The 16,817-nt window shown below is 40.0% G+C and carries 16 protein-coding genes; all 16 read right to left on the reverse strand.

Annotated elements, in window-relative coordinates:
* Positions 1-257: 257 nt before the first annotated feature.
* Positions 258-617, reverse strand: coding sequence for a hypothetical protein (locus AACZ73_RS21125; protein WP_339880828.1), 360 nt, complete (start codon positions 615-617; stop codon positions 258-260).
* Positions 618-622: 5 nt separating this feature from the next.
* Positions 623-1,588: a hypothetical protein gene (locus AACZ73_RS21130; protein ID WP_339880829.1), complete on the reverse strand. Its 966-nt coding sequence runs from the start codon at positions 1,586-1,588 to the stop codon at positions 623-625.
* Positions 1,585-2,607, reverse strand: coding sequence for a cytochrome c peroxidase (locus AACZ73_RS21135; protein ID WP_339880900.1), 1,023 nt, complete (start codon positions 2,605-2,607; stop codon positions 1,585-1,587). Before AACZ73_RS21135 ends, AACZ73_RS21130 begins: the two co-directional genes overlap by 4 nt.
* A 66-nt stretch (positions 2,608-2,673) precedes the next feature.
* Positions 2,674-3,540, reverse strand: coding sequence for an MbnP family protein (locus AACZ73_RS21140; protein WP_339880830.1), 867 nt, complete (start codon positions 3,538-3,540; stop codon positions 2,674-2,676).
* Positions 3,541-3,552: 12 nt separating this feature from the next.
* Complete coding sequence (locus AACZ73_RS21145) at positions 3,553-3,768, reverse strand: hypothetical protein (RefSeq protein ID WP_339880831.1); 216 nt, start codon at positions 3,766-3,768, stop codon at positions 3,553-3,555.
* A gap of 361 nt (positions 3,769-4,129) precedes the next feature.
* On the reverse strand, positions 4,130-4,501 hold the full coding sequence (locus AACZ73_RS21150; RefSeq protein ID WP_339880832.1) for a hypothetical protein: 372 nt from the start codon (positions 4,499-4,501) through the stop codon (positions 4,130-4,132).
* Between the two features lie 83 nt (positions 4,502-4,584).
* Positions 4,585-5,094 (reverse strand): hypothetical protein, encoded by a 510-nt coding sequence (locus tag AACZ73_RS21155; RefSeq protein WP_339880833.1) that lies wholly within the window; start codon positions 5,092-5,094, stop codon positions 4,585-4,587.
* A 165-nt stretch (positions 5,095-5,259) separates the two neighbouring features.
* Complete coding sequence (locus AACZ73_RS21160; RefSeq protein WP_339880834.1) at positions 5,260-5,808, reverse strand: discoidin domain-containing protein; 549 nt, start codon at positions 5,806-5,808, stop codon at positions 5,260-5,262.
* Between the two features lie 46 nt (positions 5,809-5,854).
* Complete coding sequence (locus AACZ73_RS21165; protein ID WP_339880835.1) at positions 5,855-7,234, reverse strand: alpha-L-fucosidase; 1,380 nt, start codon at positions 7,232-7,234, stop codon at positions 5,855-5,857.
* Between the two features lie 527 nt (positions 7,235-7,761).
* Positions 7,762-8,496, reverse strand: a complete 735-nt coding sequence (locus tag AACZ73_RS21170; RefSeq protein WP_339880836.1) for a LytTR family DNA-binding domain-containing protein — start codon at positions 8,494-8,496, stop codon at positions 7,762-7,764.
* Positions 8,493-9,548 carry a histidine kinase gene (locus AACZ73_RS21175; RefSeq protein WP_339880837.1) on the reverse strand — a complete coding sequence of 352 codons (1,056 nt, stop codon included), beginning with the start codon at positions 9,546-9,548 and terminating at the stop codon, positions 8,493-8,495. The genes AACZ73_RS21170 and AACZ73_RS21175 overlap by 4 nt, the downstream gene beginning before the upstream one ends.
* The gene (locus AACZ73_RS21180; RefSeq protein ID WP_339880838.1) at positions 9,541-10,758 is read right to left on the reverse strand and encodes an ABC transporter permease; all 1,218 of its coding nucleotides are present in this window, start codon (positions 10,756-10,758) and stop codon (positions 9,541-9,543) included. Before AACZ73_RS21180 ends, AACZ73_RS21175 begins: the two co-directional genes overlap by 8 nt.
* A gap of 11 nt (positions 10,759-10,769) precedes the next feature.
* Positions 10,770-11,510 carry an ABC transporter ATP-binding protein gene (locus tag AACZ73_RS21185; RefSeq protein WP_339880839.1) on the reverse strand — a complete coding sequence of 247 codons (741 nt, stop codon included), beginning with the start codon at positions 11,508-11,510 and terminating at the stop codon, positions 10,770-10,772.
* 12 nt (positions 11,511-11,522) lie between these two features.
* Entirely contained in the window at positions 11,523-12,749 is a 1,227-nt protein-coding gene (locus tag AACZ73_RS21190) for an efflux RND transporter periplasmic adaptor subunit (RefSeq protein WP_339880840.1), read from the reverse strand.
* Between the two features lie 4 nt (positions 12,750-12,753).
* Positions 12,754-14,085 (reverse strand): TolC family protein, encoded by a 1,332-nt coding sequence (locus AACZ73_RS21195; RefSeq protein ID WP_339880841.1) that lies wholly within the window; start codon positions 14,083-14,085, stop codon positions 12,754-12,756.
* 224 nt (positions 14,086-14,309) lie between these two features.
* Complete coding sequence (locus tag AACZ73_RS21200; RefSeq protein WP_339880842.1) at positions 14,310-16,769, reverse strand: glycoside hydrolase family 95 protein; 2,460 nt, start codon at positions 16,767-16,769, stop codon at positions 14,310-14,312.
* Between the last annotated feature and the right edge of the window lie 48 nt (positions 16,770-16,817).

Raw genomic sequence — 16,817 nt, forward strand, 5'->3', positions numbered from 1 at the left:
TTTTTTTGACATCATGAAGAAAAATTCCAGAATAACTTTCCTACACTTACAGACTTAATGGGATACTACCTTTTTTCGAAATTGAATTGATTTTAACGATTATGAATAGCTTTTCACCACCCTATAATTCGTAAGGCAAGTAAGTTACGATCTGGACAGATGTAGGAATTTAGCAGTATGTCTTCAATAAAATTACAAAGCCAGCAAGTCGTCAAAACAATTTTTATCGCAATTCATTCCCTGTCATTTTTGTCATCTCAATCCACAGTAGCTTGATTCATCTCCCCAATTAGAAACCCGGCTGGAAAATTCTTACTGAAATTCCTCATCCAGTCCATCATGGCCTCATCGGCAGCTGTAATCTGAATAACCGTCTGTTTGATATGATTCAGGGAATCCTGATTTCCCATAGTTTCCATCTTGGAAACCAACTTCGATTTGAGCTTGCTTAATTGGCCCATCTTTGCCATCGCATCATCATGAACTCTGATAACTTCGGCTTTTAATTCGGCCATTTTCATCTCATCTTCAGATTTCTCAGTATGACAGGAGAAGCTAACAGTAACAATTGCCACAAAAAGAGGGACTAGCAGATTGAGTGATGGTTTATTTTTCATAAGATTTAAAATTCAAAAACTTCGGATTTCATTTTTTCTTTTTTCTTCAGATTAAAGGAAACGTGCGTCATCAGACGATTTCCTGCAAAAGCACGGTCATTTGCCAGGTTTTGGCTCATGGGCATTTGATAGTTTGCTCCAATGGAAAACTGGCCCATGTTGATCTCAACACCCAGTACATTGCTAAGAAGATTTCCCCCGGATTGATAGACATCGTATTGGTTGTATAATTTATCCTGAGGCTGGGTCTCATACAGGAGCCCCACATTGGGCGCTATGCGGATTTTCTCCTGGACATTGAATTTGTAATACACCAGTAAATTGCCGGTTAATTTATTTCCATAGCGGTAATCATACTGGTTTTCTGTATTGATTTTATAGCTTGTATTGAGATTAAGCCCTACATCCATCAATCGGACATCATAGGCAGCATTGACCATAAAATCTGTACTTCCTGATCCCAACTGAAAGTTATTGGGGGAATCCGGCATAAGTTGCTCCCCATCCTCATATTTACCGGTGGGAGCTTTAACTCCGGCCCCCAGCCACAGCGAGTGTGCCAAAAACTTGGAATCAGCTGTTGTGATCCTATTTTCAAAGAGCTTATAATTCAGCATAGCCAAGGCATCCCCCATACCTTCTTTCTTCCCAGTCACCTCCCCCTGCTCCAGTTCCCTGATATTGAAATTATAGGGTAAAATGGTCATGATTCTCCATCTGTTCCCAAAATTCCAGGCTCCCCAGACTTCTATACTTTGGTACGTCTCATCCGATGTCAAGGGTGTTCGGTTCCCAATTGGACCTAAGTGCGTGGTCAGTGATTTGGACTGATACCGGATACCGACGAACTTATCGCTGAAGTCGGGTAAAATCCCCAGATAATAACTGCCCACTCCGCAGCCACAGATATCACAAGCCCAAGAAACTGCAGGAATCAGCGCGAGCAATAAAATCGTTACTAATTTTTTCATTTTGTGTAAGAACTATTGATGATCGGCTCGGCCAGCAATGGATCGCTGACGAAGTCACTGTCGTTCAAAGTTTTCAGGAAGGCAATCAGATTTTCTTTTTCTTCCTCAGTCATTTTTACTCCTATTGTCCCATCCTCATTCCTGAAAACCGGGTCCAACGTTTCCGAATCTAACATCCCATTCCTGTAATGCTCGATTACCCTATCTAAAGTCAGAAACCTTCCATCATGCATGTAGGGGCCAGTGTATTGCCAGTTTCTCAGGCTAGGCACTTTGAATTTGTAGCGGTCATCTTTATTCAAAGTCACATCAAATCTCCCCTGGTCATCCACATGATTGGGAGTCAGTCCATTATTGCGATAAGTTTTATCTGTCAAAAGTGGCTCTGCATGGCAACTGGAGCAGTTATTTTGAAAGAATTGATATCCGGCCAATTCCTCTTCGTTAAAGGAATGTCCTGCCTCTTTTCCACGGATTTTATCATATTCAGCATTGCCACTTACCGCCATCAACATGTACTGGGATAATGCTTTGAAAAACCGGGCATCGGTGATCTCCTCGCTACCAAAAGCCTTTTTAAACAAGGCAGGATATTCCGGGTGTTCTCTTAGCTTGCGTAGTACATTGGGCACATTTTCGTCCATTTCCACCGGACTGGTGATCGCATTGATCGCTGCAAGATCCAGATCAAACACTCCTCCATCCCAAAAGAACTCTTCATTCCAGGCCATATTCATGATCGGCATGGGATTACGGATCCCTAATTGGTCGTCAATACCATGACTCACATCGTGCCCATGATGGGTGAAAGCTGCCGTCTGGATATGACAACTGCCACAGGATATGATATTGTTTCTAGAAAGTCGTGGTTCAAAAAACAGCTTTTTCCCTAACTCAAACCCTTCTTGGGTGACTTCATTTCGCGAGAAATCATAGGATGTCTCAGGAAATCCATCAGGCTGAACAAAGCCCCTAAAAGGGGCAGGTTCACCCTCCTCAGAGTGACAGGCTGTAAACACTGCCAAGAAACCAATAGTAATGGGCAGAGTCGATCTGATGTACCTTATTTTATTTGGCAACTGCATTTACAATCCGTCCTCTCCTTTACTGAAATTCTCTGTGTGGTCATGGGTAAACATCTCCAGGAAATTGTTGGCGATATTTGAGCTGTAATCACTGAACATGACATTGGGGTGCTCATTAATACTAAAAGTATGCTGCCCGTCAAAAATCTTCATAATATCTACGAAGAGATGGACATTGCTTCTCAGGCCTTCCCGAACCTGGCAAATCCCTCCGGTATTTAGATCTAATGTGATTTCCTTGATGTTGTTCAAAGTGGGTGCGCTGTAACCTCCAAAACCGCCTATATGATATTTAAACTGCTTGTTTCCCGTGGGATCTCCTTGCTGGTCATCCGAGATCAGTCCACAGTTACCTTCGAATTTCAGGATAATATAACCGCTGTTCCATCCCCAATACATCCCTCCTCCTCCATGTCCCTGTGACGGGTCAAATGAAAGGACCCCCGGACGATCCTCCACAGGCATGGTATTTCTCAGACTATCTACTCCGAGTACAAAGGAAATCCTCGTATAATCTCCTTCCGGTACAGTTACTTTGGTAAATCTGGTGTCCCTATTCTCCGCCTGTATCAAAAAGTAGCTTTCCTCCTGTGGTACTACATACTCTTCCCCTGTCTCGGTATAAAGCCTGATGTTGCTAATAAAGTATTGAAGGATGCGAATGGAGAATTTTTCACCCTTTGAATTGGTGTATTCGCGGGGAGTTAAACCAAAGGTCTCCTCCCCTACAATATTGTCAAATTCAATGGAAAACTCACCGGTCTTTTGCAGGTCCGGTCCCGGGTCATCCTCTATACATGCACTTACCAAAATTACTATCAAGCCCATTAGGGCCCCTATTTTCAATTTGAGAAAATTAGATTTCATATTTTTCATATTTTAATATGAGACAGACCAAGCTTTTTCATGGATAAAATCATGATCTGTCAAACTGTGGATAAAGGCTGTGAAGGCAGCCTTGTCTGATTGGGAAAGGGGAATACTTGCTTTTCCTTCCTTTTTGTAAACTAAATCACTGGTCGTGGATACATTCTGAACTCCATCTGAGTAATGATCCAAAATCTCATCGATCGTACTAAATCGGTCATTATGCATGTAAGGAGCACTTAGCATCACATTCCCAAGGAGGTAGTTTGAAAGCCACCATTTCCTTCAGCTTGTAAAACGCAAACTCATCAAAGGAAACCCACTATTAAAAGCTAATTGAATGTCATTGTATAATAAATAACATTAGCTAATTTAAATAAGACATACTTATTCCATCTACATAAATTATATATTTATGTATGGTGTTTTCTCCTAGTAATCCAGAAATAAAGTATACCTATAGGATCAATAAATAGAAGTAAAGTTAATCTAAGAGCCTACATTTATACAATGAACAACTAACCTTTAGGCAGTAGTAGATAACTATTGCAGGAATGAAATAGGCATAGATCAATATAGGATAGAAATATTAGACCTTTGGTGGCTTGATCACTTCACGGATCAACTGAAAAATAAAAGGCTCGATGTAAAAGGAAATATGCCTCAAAACAATTGTTGAGGGCGAAATGTCTATCATTTCACAGCTTTTCATTGGAATATAAACCCCAAAATCTGCCGTGAATTTGTATGTAGAGTTGGTTTCTTGTTTTTCTTTTTGAGCTTTCAATTTCTCAGCCAGATAGCATTTACCATCACAGTTCATCATAGGCTTATCCTTATTGACACAAAAATTTTCAATAATATACGCCTTATTAAGCTCATAACTACCCTGAATCACAGAATACACCATGCTATTGAGCAGCAAAGTGAAACACATAAAAGTATGTATCAGGATTTTCATTTCGTCACAAAAATAAACAACGGAATCCCGATAACAAAAGAAAAATATATAAATAATAAGTTTATTATATAATTAGAGTTGCACTAAAACAATTTGGAACATAGTGTTATTGCCTCCTTATCAAATAAACTATTTTCAACCTGAGACAAACCAATATTTCCGGCAGCCAGGATCACTTCATAGTCAGGTCCCTCTTTGTCCAAATGAATTTTTACATGACCTGAAAAAGATTGTATTTTTTCATAAGTAAGCTCTGAACCGTCTGACAATTCACTCAAAATAGTCGTGCTTTTCAAACTGGCACTGTTGACAGGTTGAAGAACCAAAGCGATAGGTGTATCAGGAGAATTATAGGATCCAAAATGCAAGTGAGTCAAATATTCCGTTTGTCCGTTTCCTTTGGTACCATCCAGTTGAATTACAAACTCCAATAAGCCATCCGCAAGCTCGTTTACAGTCAACACGCCTGAAAAATCAAAATCACTGGCCTGATACAGCTCATAACTAATACTGTTCTTTGGGACTTCTGGGTTTTCTATAGTGCATCCAGAGAAATACATCAAAATGAAAAGTAAGGAAAGTGTGGATTTCATACGAAGAAGAATTAACTGAAATTTAATATACATTAATCAATTTGGGCAATCCGACCTGATGCATTTATGAAAGTTTTCACCTTTGGAAGAATCGAGTCCATCGATGATTTCACTTCATAAAATTTATCTGTAGTTTTACCAGTTAGAACATACTCTTCCATATTTTTACTTAGTCATAACGTCTATTTCAGCATAGCCCGCTGAATTGTTATTCTGGGTATTCTTTAATGCAGTAAGCTTAATATATCTAGCCTGTACAGGTGCGAATTCCTTGCTTTGCCAAAGCGGGTTGTTATTGATATTGGAAAATTCCCCCTGGCTCACACTCTTCCAATTTTTGCTGTCAAGAGATATGTAGAATTCATATTCAGTGATAATTCCACTGGACCATAGTCTTTGATCTGGCAGATACCTGAACCCGATAAGTTCTTCCTCTTTACCCAGGTCTATCACAATATCCACAGGTAGCTGTTTATCCTCTGCATGGTGCCAATAAGTATTTGGATCTCCATCGATGACCTGGGCTACATTCCCATCCAAATCACTTACTACTTTCCAGTCTTTTCTTGAAATATCGAAGCTTTCGGCTGTCACTGGACTGCTTTTCTGCGTAGTTGGATCATAGCTCATTGCAGCCACTTCCACTTTGCCTTCGCCTGTAGAAATCAAGCCTGTGTATGCCTGGGAATTTGTAGTGGGAACAGATCCGTCCAAGGTGTAGTAAATCGTGGATTCCTCATCTGCTGGAATGATTCGTATATCACCCGACTGTTCCCGGATAATACCCGGGAGACGTCAAAATCTGAGGCGCATTGAACACTCCAATGTTGGAAATAATGGGATTGCTTTTGGAATCTGTGATGGTAAATCGAAGCTGGGTAGCTTCTACGGTCGGGAACTGAAGGATTCTCTTATAGCCAATCGTAGTCTGGCTGTCCAATTCCTTCCATTCCCCACCCACCATCGCTTCTATGGTAAATGACTTGACGCGCTGACCCAGTGGAATGTATTCCTGGGCCATGAAGCGGTTAAATGTGGTCGGCTCATCAAAAGTAATTGTCAATGAAGCTGATTTTACCCCATCATCAGTAGCCCAATAAGTAAACTTATCCCCATCTAAAGCCTTGGAGGCATCATATTTATTACTTCCTCCTCTTACATTGGTCGCCTCAGCACTGGCATTTATGGCAAGGTCCTCGTCAAATACTTCCTTGACGGCCTGGGCAAAAGCCAGCACGTTTTTTTCGTCTGTCTCATGAATCAAACCGTTTGGCATGATCGCGAAATTGAGCAGCAAGGTGCCGTTTCTCCCGATGGAATTGTAATAAGTATCCATCAACTCAGGTAAAGTTTTCACTTTGGAATCCTCTCGGACATGATAAAACCACTCCGGACGGATGGAAGTATTGACTTCCCCTGGAACCCATGCATTACCGTTTTCCACCCCATGTCGCAACATTTCCTCAGGCACATCTCCGAGTGAGTCCAGCAAACTCCAGTTGGTCTCTCCTACATAACCTGATTCTGTACCTACCCAACGGAGATCGGCACGTTTTCCGCCATCATTCCAAATGACAATATTCGGCTGAAGCTCGCGTACCAGCTTATAGGTATTCCCCCAATCGTAATAAGTAGTCCTGTCTATTTTTCTGGTTTCATTTGCGCCTCCATAATAGCCAGAACCACCATTGGCCCCATCAAACCAAATCTCAAAAATATCCCCATAATTGGTAAGGAGCTCGGTCAGTTGGTTTCTGAAATAAGTGATGTATTCCGGCTTTCCATAATCTGCAAAATTTCTGTCCCAGGGAGAAAGGTAAACTCCGAATTTCAAGCCATACTCCTTACATGCATCTGCCAGTTCACGTACGATATCGCCTTTTCCGTCTTTGTACGGTGAGGCTGTCATATCATAATCGGTGTATTCAGATGGCCAAAGGCAAAAACCACTATGGTGCTTTGCCGTCAAAATCAATCCGCTCATTCCAGCCTCTTTTGCAATTCTTGCCCATTGGCGCACGTCCAGATTTTCCGGGTTGAAGATGGCGGGATCTTCATTGCCGAATCCCCATGACATATCGGTGTAAGTATTGACTGAAAAATGGATAAATCCATAATATTCCATCTCCTGCCAATTCATCTGGTTCTCGTTTGGTACCGGCCCATACGGCTCAGGAGCTTTAACCTCTTCACATGATGTAAAAATTATACTTAATACTACTAAAAGACTGAAAATTAATCGTTTGTTATACATTTTTACTAGTTGATTTGCTGTATTAAATTATCTCCTATGAACTGTAAAATTCAAATCATCACTTCAGTTAAACCACTTCCTGGAAACATGATTTTTATAATTACACCTATTTCTTAATTCCTGAAAAAAATGCATGAATTTCCTTTCCGTTAACCATTATATTTCCAATACTATAATTATTCATCTTCATAGATAAATCAAAAACAATATATTAAAAAAGACCTGATATAATCAGGGCAAACGTTTGACCACCAACAAAAACCAATGGGGATTTAATAGAAAATCCAATATTGAAATAGAGACTTAGCTATCAGCTTCATGGCAAAACGATTATATCTGAAGTCACACCTGTTTTTAGTATTCTTTATGAAGTTACACCTTGAAAAGGAAAGCTACGGGCATTAAGAATAGGGTCAAAACGAATTACCATCCAAAAACAGATCAAACTTTTCCCGGAATTGAGGAGCCACGGTAATCCTCTGATCTCCAAAAATAATCTGATGGCGTTCAACTTCCCGGATCATTTGGAGGTTGACAATAAAAGATCGATGGACCCTCATAAACATATCGGAGGGTAATTCTTCCTCCAGTTTTTTCAATGAAATCAAGGTAATGATTGGCAAAATCTTATCTACAAGATGAATTTTTACATAATCCTTCATCCCTTCGAAATACCTAATTTCATTCAGAAAAATACGGATGTGCTTATAATCAGATTTGACAAAAAGTGATAGTTCTTTGGAGACAAGAGGTTTTGAGTCCTCTTCAGCCGTTTTTTCCAATTTGTAGATTAGGTCTTTTGCTTTGGTTACGGCAGAAAGAAACTCAGAATAATTAAAAGGTTTCAGGAGATAATCAACCGCATTTACCTTATAACCTTCCAAAGCGTATTGCTCAAAAGCGGTAGTAAACACGATCCATATATTTTCAGGAAGAATTTTGGATAGATCAATTCCTGTCAATTCCGGCATTTGAATATCCAAAAACAAGATATCTACTTCCGGATCACTATGCAGAAAGTCAATTACCTCAAAGCCATTCTTACAGGACTTCTTGAGATTAAGAAATCCTGTCTTCTTAATGTACGACTCCAGCAGATTTAGCGCCATAGGCTCATCATCTACTATCAAACAGTTGATTGCTCTCATTGTTCCAAATCGATTTTCAGCATTAACCTGGCTACATACTGGTCGTTTTCAACTCCATTAAAGTAGGTAAAATGATCTCCATATAAGAGAAAAAGCCGCTTTCTTAGATTTTCAATTCCGATTCCCGATCCACTTAGATCCTGTTGGTTTTTCGCAAAATTGGAGTTTCTTGCTTCAAAAAAAACATGGCCATAGTCGATTTTCAGATCAAAAAAAATATAAGATTCAGCCTTGGCACTTACTCCATGTTTAAATGCATTTTCAACAATGGAAATAAACAATAGCGGAGGCAATTTGATGTCTGGAATGTCTGGTGGGAATGTGACTTGAACCTTCACATTCTCCTGCAGTCTGATCTCCATCAATTCAATATATTTTTCGAGAAAGTCTATTTCTCCTTTCAGTGAAACGAATTCCCTTTCACTGCTTTTCAATAAATAGCGCATCAACTTACTCAGGGAATGAATAGATTCTTTTGCTTTATCGGGATCCAAATCCACCAAGGAATAAATATTATTCAGTGAATTGAAAAAGAAATGTGGTTGCAGCTGGTATTTAAGATAATTCAAATCCGATTGAAGTTTGGTATTCATAGCTTCCTTCTCCAACAGCCTAACCTGTGCAACTTCCCTTGAGGAAAGTATACCTATGGCGAAAACTACAGGAACGATATTTATCAGAAAATCAATCAGTTTGACAAACTCCATTGGAGGTGCCTCTTTCGGAATGATCTCCATTGCTCTCTCAGGAAATAAAAAAGGCATCAAAACATCGAACTTTAATACCACTATAAAGCCTACCAAAAGTACATTCACTACCCAAAACTTGATTTTATAACCTTTGAAAAGCCATTGATCTACAAGTTTGAGATAATTTGTATAAAACAATCCCGCTAAAACCAGCAACTGCAGATGGTACCAAGGATTGATAAATAAATCTCGCCAACTCCACCCTGAATTTGAGAAAAAAACAGACGGCAATGCCAACAGGACTATCCAAATAAGGATATGTATAGAAACCTCGGATCTAAATGGCTTGATATTTTTACTCATATCTCAAGGAAACGATCGGGTCTGAAGCTGCAGCCTTTCTGGCAGGGTACCAGCCAAAAAACACTCCAGTTACCGTACAAACAACAAAGGAAATGATTAAGGAAAAGCTACTGATTTCTATTGGCCAGCCTAATGCATTTCCAACGAAGATGGAAGCTGAAATACCAAATAGAACCCCAAGCAATCCTCCTCCCACACTAATTAAAACTGATTCAATCAAAAATTGAAGCAGGATAAAGCGACTTTTGGCCCCGATTGCCATTCTAAGTCCAATTTCTTTTGTCCTTTCTTTTACTGACACATACATGATATTCATAATTCCGATTCCCCCTACCAATAAAGAAATTCCTGCAATGGCTACCAATAAAACCGTTAACATTTCACTGGTGGAACTGAAGGTATTCAACATTTCCTGCTGGGAGCTCACATTAAAGTCATTATCCTCTGTAAGCGGAATTTTATGTGTATTTTCCAGTATGCCTGTAATTTCATTTACTGCTTCATCAGCATCCTGCTCACTGATGGAGCTGGCCACAATCGACTGAAGGTAATCCTGAGCCAATATTCTTTTCTGAACTGTGGTGTAAGGGGCAAGGATAATATCATCCTGATCTTGCCCAAAGGTATTCTCACCTTTCTCTTTCAAGACACCAATTATCCGAAAGGGAATACTTTTAAACCGGATCATTTTCCCGATTGGATCTTCTCCATCCGGGAAAAGTTCTTTCTGGATGGTCTTACCAATCAATGCGACTTTTGCTGATGACCTTACCTCATCATCTGCAAACATTCCGCCATCCTCCAGATCCCAATCCCTAATGGAAAGGTATTCAGGAGATACCCCATAGATGGTAGTAGGCCAATTGTTTGCACCCGCAATCGCCTGACCTGATCCATTTACCAGGGGTGAAACATATTTCACTTTTTTTGCTTTTTGCGAAATAGCTTGAGCATCACTTAGCTTCAGAGACTGCATTTCGGACTGGTCCATAACACCTCCAAACATCTGAGAACCTGGCCTGATGTTGATCATATTAGCCCCCATGGATGAAATACTGTCCTGGATACTTTTTTTAGATCCTTCGCCGATTGCCAACATGGCAATGACAGAAGCCACACCAATAATTATCCCCAGCATGGTCAAAAGCGTTCTTGTTTTGTTTAACAAAACTGCCCTCCAGGCTACTTTCAACAAATTAGTTAAGCTCATACGATTTATATTTAATTCTCTACGGGAAGTAATTTCAACTCGTTAGAGGCAAACAATCTATCTATGACTGCTTCGTCTCTAATTATATTTCCATCCTTTAATTGAATGGTCCTTTTGCTAAATCTTGCTATATCATTTTCATGCGTTACAAAGCCTATAGTAATTCCTTTTTCATTGAGTGATTGAAAAAGCTCCATTACCTCATAGGAAGTTCTGGTATCCAAATTCCCTGTAGCCTCATCAGCCAAAAGTATCACTGGCTGATTGACCAAGGATCTTGCAATTGCAACACGTTGTTGTTGGCCTCCTGACAATTGACTGGGGACATGGTCCATTCTTGACTCCAAACCAACCATCCTTAATGCTTCAATTGCTCTTTCTTTTCTTTCCTTTGATGAAACTTTTGGATTATAAATAAGAGGCAATTCCACATTTTCCAATGCAGAAGTTCTTGCCAATAAATTGTAAGACTGAAATACAAACCCAATTTTCGTATTTCTGATATCTGCCAATTGGTCTTTGGACAAATCCCTTACCTGGCTTCCATCCAATTCATAAATACCCGATGATGGTTGATCCAAGCAGCCCAAAATATTCAAAAGGGTTGATTTTCCTGATCCACTGGTTCCCATTATTGTCACAAACTCGCCTTTTTTTATCTCCAAACTGACTCCTTTTAATGCTCTGACAACTTCCTCCCCCATTTTGAATTCGCGCTTGAGGTTTTTGATTTTTATAATTACATCATTCATGGCTGACTAATTTTAATTTGCCTTTTTGTTTTGTGAAGGTGGTTTAGGCATAAAAGGACTTCCTCCTTGACCTGAGGCATCCCTCTGCTCTTCCCTGCTCAAATCAGTAATGACTTCATCTCCCAAATCCAATCCACTAAGAATCTGAACATGGATTCCATCTGACATGCCAGTCTCAACTGTTTTGGGTTGTAGCAAACCATTTTTATCCCTAAGCCAGACTTTTTCCATATTGGGATTTTGATTTGGATCTGAACCGGAAGGCATGGAATTTTCTTCAGCTGTAATTTCTTCCTGAATATAATACTGCTCCAGAATCAAGAGATCCGGATCAAATGATAATGCCTTTACTTTAATACTGGTTGTATTGGGGAGCTCCTGGGTATAAATCGTAATAGTGGCAGTAAGCCCAGGTTTTAATTTGTTTGCAGAATTATCAGCTTCCACAATTACCGTATATGTCACTACATTTGAAGTAACAGTAGCGCCAAGTCTTACTTGTTTTACTATCCCGTCAAATTCCTCATTGGGATAGGCATCCACTGTAAAAGTAACCCGTTGTCCTACTGCCACACCACCAATATCCGCTTCATCCACGTCTGCTTCAACCAACATTTTTGTCAGATCTTTGGCAATGGTAAACAACGTTGGAGTGTTGAAACTGGCAGCAACTGTTTGGCCTTCTTTGACATCTTTAGTCAAGATTACTCCATCAATAGGAGAATATATAGTGGCATAGCTCAAATTGGTTTTTGCTTGTTTTAAAGCAGTTTCCCTTTGTTGGGATACAGATTTTGAATTGTTATACTGGTATTCTGCTTGCTCAAAATCCTGTTTACTGATGACGCCCTCATCAAACATTTGCTTTTGTCTGTTATAATTCTGGGTATAATATTGAAGTTCATTCAAACTTGCCGCATAGCTAGCCTGCGCACTTGTAACCGATTCGATCAAAAGTGTCTTATCCAACTCGGCAAGGAGCTGACCTTTTTTTACTTCAGAATTATAATCCACATAAATGGATTTGACCTGACCAGATACTTGGGTACCTACCTCAATCTCATCCAAAGGCTCAACGGTTCCTGTAGCGGTAACTACAGTGGCCAAGTGCTCGGAAGTTACAGCAGTAGTTTCCAGTTTGATTCTCGATGAAGAGGAAGATGACAGCGCATTAATCCCCCAGAAAGCAGCAGCTAAAGCCGCTAACGAAAATATTCCGATTTTTACTTTTTTATTCATGGTTTCAAATGTTCAAAGGTTGACCCTGGTAGAAGTCTAAGAGATAACTGTATAGGAGCAAGAGGTATTTAGATTGGAGGTATGACTCCTCAGCGGTGAGGTATTGATTTCGGCTGACTGCCAATTCTGTTGCTGTCAATCCTCCCAAATCATATTGTTTTTCAGCCAATTCAAAGGAAACCAAAGCATTGTCTCTTGCTATTTCAGCCGATTGTAACTGCGCTTTGTTTGCGGTGGCGTTTTGCCATGCTGTTTCAATTTTGGAAAACAGGTTTTTTTCGGCTCCGATTTTATCCAGTTCATTAGATTGCAACCTAATCCTTGCCTGGGCTACATTGGTCTTGTTTTGCTTTTTTGAAAATATTGGGACCGAAAGATTCACAGAAATCTGTCTACTGAAATTCCCATTGATCTGGTCCACATAATCAGATGACAATGTATTGGTATATCCCGTGCTCAATCTTCCTCCCAATGACAGTGATGGCAAGTAATTGGACTTCGCAATTTTGATATCGGTTTGAATGGCCTCCCCCTCTTTTTCCCAGATTTTCAAATCAGGTAGAAAGTAGGTGGCATTGGAAAAAACTTCATACTTATCAGGGATGGTTCTAGCTGTAGCATCTAAGGAAATTATTTTGATTTCAAAATCCACCATGGGGTCCAGTTCCAATAACTGCTTAAGAGCCAATACCTGCTGGGCATATTGGGACTGGGCACTCACCACCAGATAATTACTATTAGCCGCCTGGGTTTCAAGGTCCATCAACTCTTTTCTGGAAATGGCACCACTCTCAAATCTCTTTTTAGACTGCTCCACTTGAAATTGAAAAGACTCTAAATTTTTAATGGCTACTTCTATTCCCTCGTAATTGTATAATGCCCTCAAATAGGCTTCGATTACACTTAATTGTATGCTATTTTGTGATTCTTCCAGATACAACTGGCTTTGATCTTCCAGTATTTTACTTTTTTGAATTTGCAGATTCAATTCATTCCCTTGGTATAGAATCATTTCCATTGATAAACCCATACTATTGGAAAAAACATTCTGATTGACAAATTCACTTGTAATAGGGTCAATGGTCTGTCCATAAACACTACTTCCTGAAACAGTCCCAAATAAACTTGGGAGTTTATTGTTTTTGGATTGGGAGGTACTCAGTTGGTTGTTTTCCACATTGTATTTGGACTTACCAACATTGATATTATTGGCAACAGCATAATCAAGACATTGCTGAAGGTTCCATTTATCCGATGAGACATCCTGCCCAAAAACCTCCAAAGCTTGGCTTAAAAGCAATAAACTCAGAATTACTATTTGTCTTATGAATTTCATTTCGGTAGCTTTTTATTAATCGCTTACCCAAAACTTTGAAATCCAGACCCGCTTTAAAAATGAAATAGAAGAACCTACCGATAAATCGGACAAACGGGCTTGTTTTTCCGATGAACCAATATCAAATCTTGGCTCCTATTAAAAATATAATGTAGAAAAGGTTGATTTTAATAATTAATGATTGGACAGGAAGATCCCGGTTTTAATCGAATTAATCCCCTTACTTATAATTTCACCAAGTGATAATCTTGCCCAGAAATAGTTTTGAAGGTTATAACCCGGGAAAAGTCATCTCTATTTTGAGCTAAGTTACTACCATTCCCATCTATGATTTTCATACCTGAAGGAAGTAAAAAGTTACAGTACAAGCCCTTCAATGAGTGGATTTTTGCTTCAGAAACTTCTCCATCCTTCCAGCTATAATCTACCACAAATGCTCCTCTAGCATGCATTCCTCTAACTGACCCTTCCTGCCAACTTTCAGCGCTTGGCAAAGCAGGAATTAGCCTGATGACTTCATCCTCTCCATGACTTTGAAACAACATTTCTACTATTCCTGCTGTACCACCAAAATTCCCATCAATTTGAAATGGAGGGTGTGCACAAAATAGATTCCCATAAGTTCCACCATCACTCATCACAATCTTGGTTCCATCTCCTCCCACCGGCTGAAGCAATTTTTTAAATAGTACCAGAGCATGATCACCATCGCCTAGTCTAGCCCAAAAATTAATTTTCCATGCCCTACTCCAACCTGTACCATCATCCCCTCGCTGCTTCAGTGTTTCAGTCACCGCCGCTGCCAACTCAGGTGTCGACCAAGGAGTGATCTCGTCATAAGGATGGAGTCCATACAAATGTGAAACATGTCGGTGCTGGGGATCGCCGTCTTTCCAATCATCCAACCACTCATTTAGATCACCGTTTTCTCCAATTCTATTCGGAGCTAACTGAGCTCTTTTTTCAGCTAAAGTAGTGGCAAACTCTTGATCTATTCCCAAAATTTTTGCCGCAGCAATGGTGTTTCCAAAGAGCTCCCTACTTATCTGCATATCCATCGTAGGCCCCATACAGGTGTGCCCTTTATAACCGTTTGGTTTAATGTAAGAATGTTCAGGGGAATTGGATGGTGCCGTGACCAAATAATGATGCTCAAGCTCCTCAATAAGAATAGACGACAAAAACTCAGAGGCTCCTTTCAACACTGGATAATACGTCTTTAAAAAGGCAGTATCTTGGGTAAAGCGAAAATGTTCCCAAATGTGTTCAGTCATCCAGGCACCTCCAGTCATAGTAGAACCCCAGCTCGCTCCTTCTCCGGGAGAAGTAAAATACCATGGATTGCTAATTACATGCGCCACCCAGCCTGGAGCGTCGTAGTATGCTTTGGCTGTTTTTTGCCCATTTTCTACCAAACTGGAAGTGAATCGATGCATGGGTTCTGCCAGATCACCATAACCCAGAGGCTCTGCCAACCAATAGTTCATTTGAATATTGATATCCAAGTGATAATCACCATTCCATGGTGCCTGGTACTCTGGCCCCCAAATCCCCTGGAGGTTTGCCGGTAATTGTCCCGGCTGTGAGGAAGAGATTAGCAGGTATTTCCCAAAATTGTAATAAAGCACAGGCAGCTGAGCATCTTCATTTCCTTCTGAATAGCGTTTTAGTCTTTCTGGTGTAGATAGTTCAGAAATGGCTTTATCCTCAGCAACCAATTCGAAACTATTCCTGTAAAAAAACTCCTGAAAGGACTGGATATGTCTTTCTCTCGCTGTAGCTAAGGCTAAATCATTTATTGTTTTCGAAACTTCTTTTACAGGATCTCCAATAGGCTTTCCAGGATCATCAATGTTATAATCCGTAGCTGCAGCAATTACCACGTAACAGACATCAGCTCCTATCACTTCAATCTGTCCCCCGTAATTTTTGATTACCCCACCTTCATTAACAACTTTGAGCATCGTGGCGTACTTCATCCCAGCCAGCTTCTTATTTGGCAGTTGACCTTTCATAACCAACACATCATTTCCTTCCGAAACCACTGTGGCATATTCTTTTCTGTCCAAGCCAATATCAAAACTCAACTTACCTCTCCTGGACGCAGAAAACTTAATAACCATCACGTCATCCACAATGCTGGAGAATGCTTCCTGTGTGTATTCAACTCCATCCCTAACCCAACTGGTAGTAACAATAGCCTTCTGCAAATCCAATATTCTGGAATAATCCTTATAAGCAGTCAATGTATCCTGCCAAGTAATGAGAAGGTCTCCCAGTGTTTGGTAACTTCCGTAATGTTCATTGGCACCATTGCCATATCCAGAGCCTACTCCTTTACTGACAAAATGCTCCTGCAACAAAGACTCGGCTTCCTTGTTATTTCCATTTTGCAATAGCTTTTGAATTTCCTCTAGGTACTCGTATGCATCCTCACGATCTGCATCCTGAACACCCCCAGACCAAAGTGTCTTCTCATTAAGAATCACCCGGTCACGATTAGGATTTCCAAAAATCATTCCCCCAAGATGCCCATTACCAATTGGTAAAGATTCCAGATGGTTAACAGCAGGCTTTTTAAAATATAATGACTTGTCTGTTGTTTGTGCCCCGCAAAATTGGTTCGCAGTTACTAGGTATATCAATGAAACAAAACTGCACCTTTGAAGAAATTCCCTGATCATTGTTACTTACTTTTTCTGAATTAAAATTATTCGATAGCTCGTTTTATT

The organism is uncultured Algoriphagus sp. (genome assembly GCF_963974835.1).
GTDB lineage: Bacteria > Bacteroidota > Bacteroidia > Cytophagales > Cyclobacteriaceae > Algoriphagus.

Excerpts from the sequence above, each read along its gene's own strand:
- AACZ73_RS21125 (WP_339880828.1), bottom strand. The coding sequence starts at position 617 with ATGAAAAATAAACCATCACTCAATCTGCTAGTCCCTCTTTTTGTGGCA.
- AACZ73_RS21130 (WP_339880829.1), bottom strand. The coding sequence starts at position 1,588 with ATGAAAAAATTAGTAACGATTTTATTGCTCGCGCTGATTCCTGCAGTT.
- AACZ73_RS21140 (WP_339880830.1), bottom strand. The coding sequence starts at position 3,540 with ATGAAATCTAATTTTCTCAAATTGAAAATAGGGGCCCTAATGGGCTTG.
- AACZ73_RS21145 (WP_339880831.1), bottom strand. The coding sequence starts at position 3,768 with ATGCATAATGACCGATTTAGTACGATCGATGAGATTTTGGATCATTAC.
- AACZ73_RS21150 (WP_339880832.1), bottom strand. The coding sequence starts at position 4,501 with ATGAAAATCCTGATACATACTTTTATGTGTTTCACTTTGCTGCTCAAT.
- AACZ73_RS21155 (WP_339880833.1), bottom strand. The coding sequence starts at position 5,094 with ATGAAATCCACACTTTCCTTACTTTTCATTTTGATGTATTTCTCTGGA.
- AACZ73_RS21165 (WP_339880835.1), bottom strand. The coding sequence starts at position 7,234 with ATGAATTGGCAGGAGATGGAATATTATGGATTTATCCATTTTTCAGTC.
- AACZ73_RS21170 (WP_339880836.1), bottom strand. The coding sequence starts at position 8,496 with ATGAGAGCAATCAACTGTTTGATAGTAGATGATGAGCCTATGGCGCTA.
- AACZ73_RS21175 (WP_339880837.1), bottom strand. The coding sequence starts at position 9,548 with ATGAGTAAAAATATCAAGCCATTTAGATCCGAGGTTTCTATACATATC.
- AACZ73_RS21180 (WP_339880838.1), bottom strand. The coding sequence starts at position 10,758 with ATGAGCTTAACTAATTTGTTGAAAGTAGCCTGGAGGGCAGTTTTGTTA.
- AACZ73_RS21185 (WP_339880839.1), bottom strand. The coding sequence starts at position 11,510 with ATGAATGATGTAATTATAAAAATCAAAAACCTCAAGCGCGAATTCAAA.
- AACZ73_RS21190 (WP_339880840.1), bottom strand. The coding sequence starts at position 12,749 with ATGAATAAAAAAGTAAAAATCGGAATATTTTCGTTAGCGGCTTTAGCT.
- AACZ73_RS21195 (WP_339880841.1), bottom strand. The coding sequence starts at position 14,085 with ATGAAATTCATAAGACAAATAGTAATTCTGAGTTTATTGCTTTTAAGC.
- AACZ73_RS21200 (WP_339880842.1), bottom strand. The coding sequence starts at position 16,769 with ATGATCAGGGAATTTCTTCAAAGGTGCAGTTTTGTTTCATTGATATAC.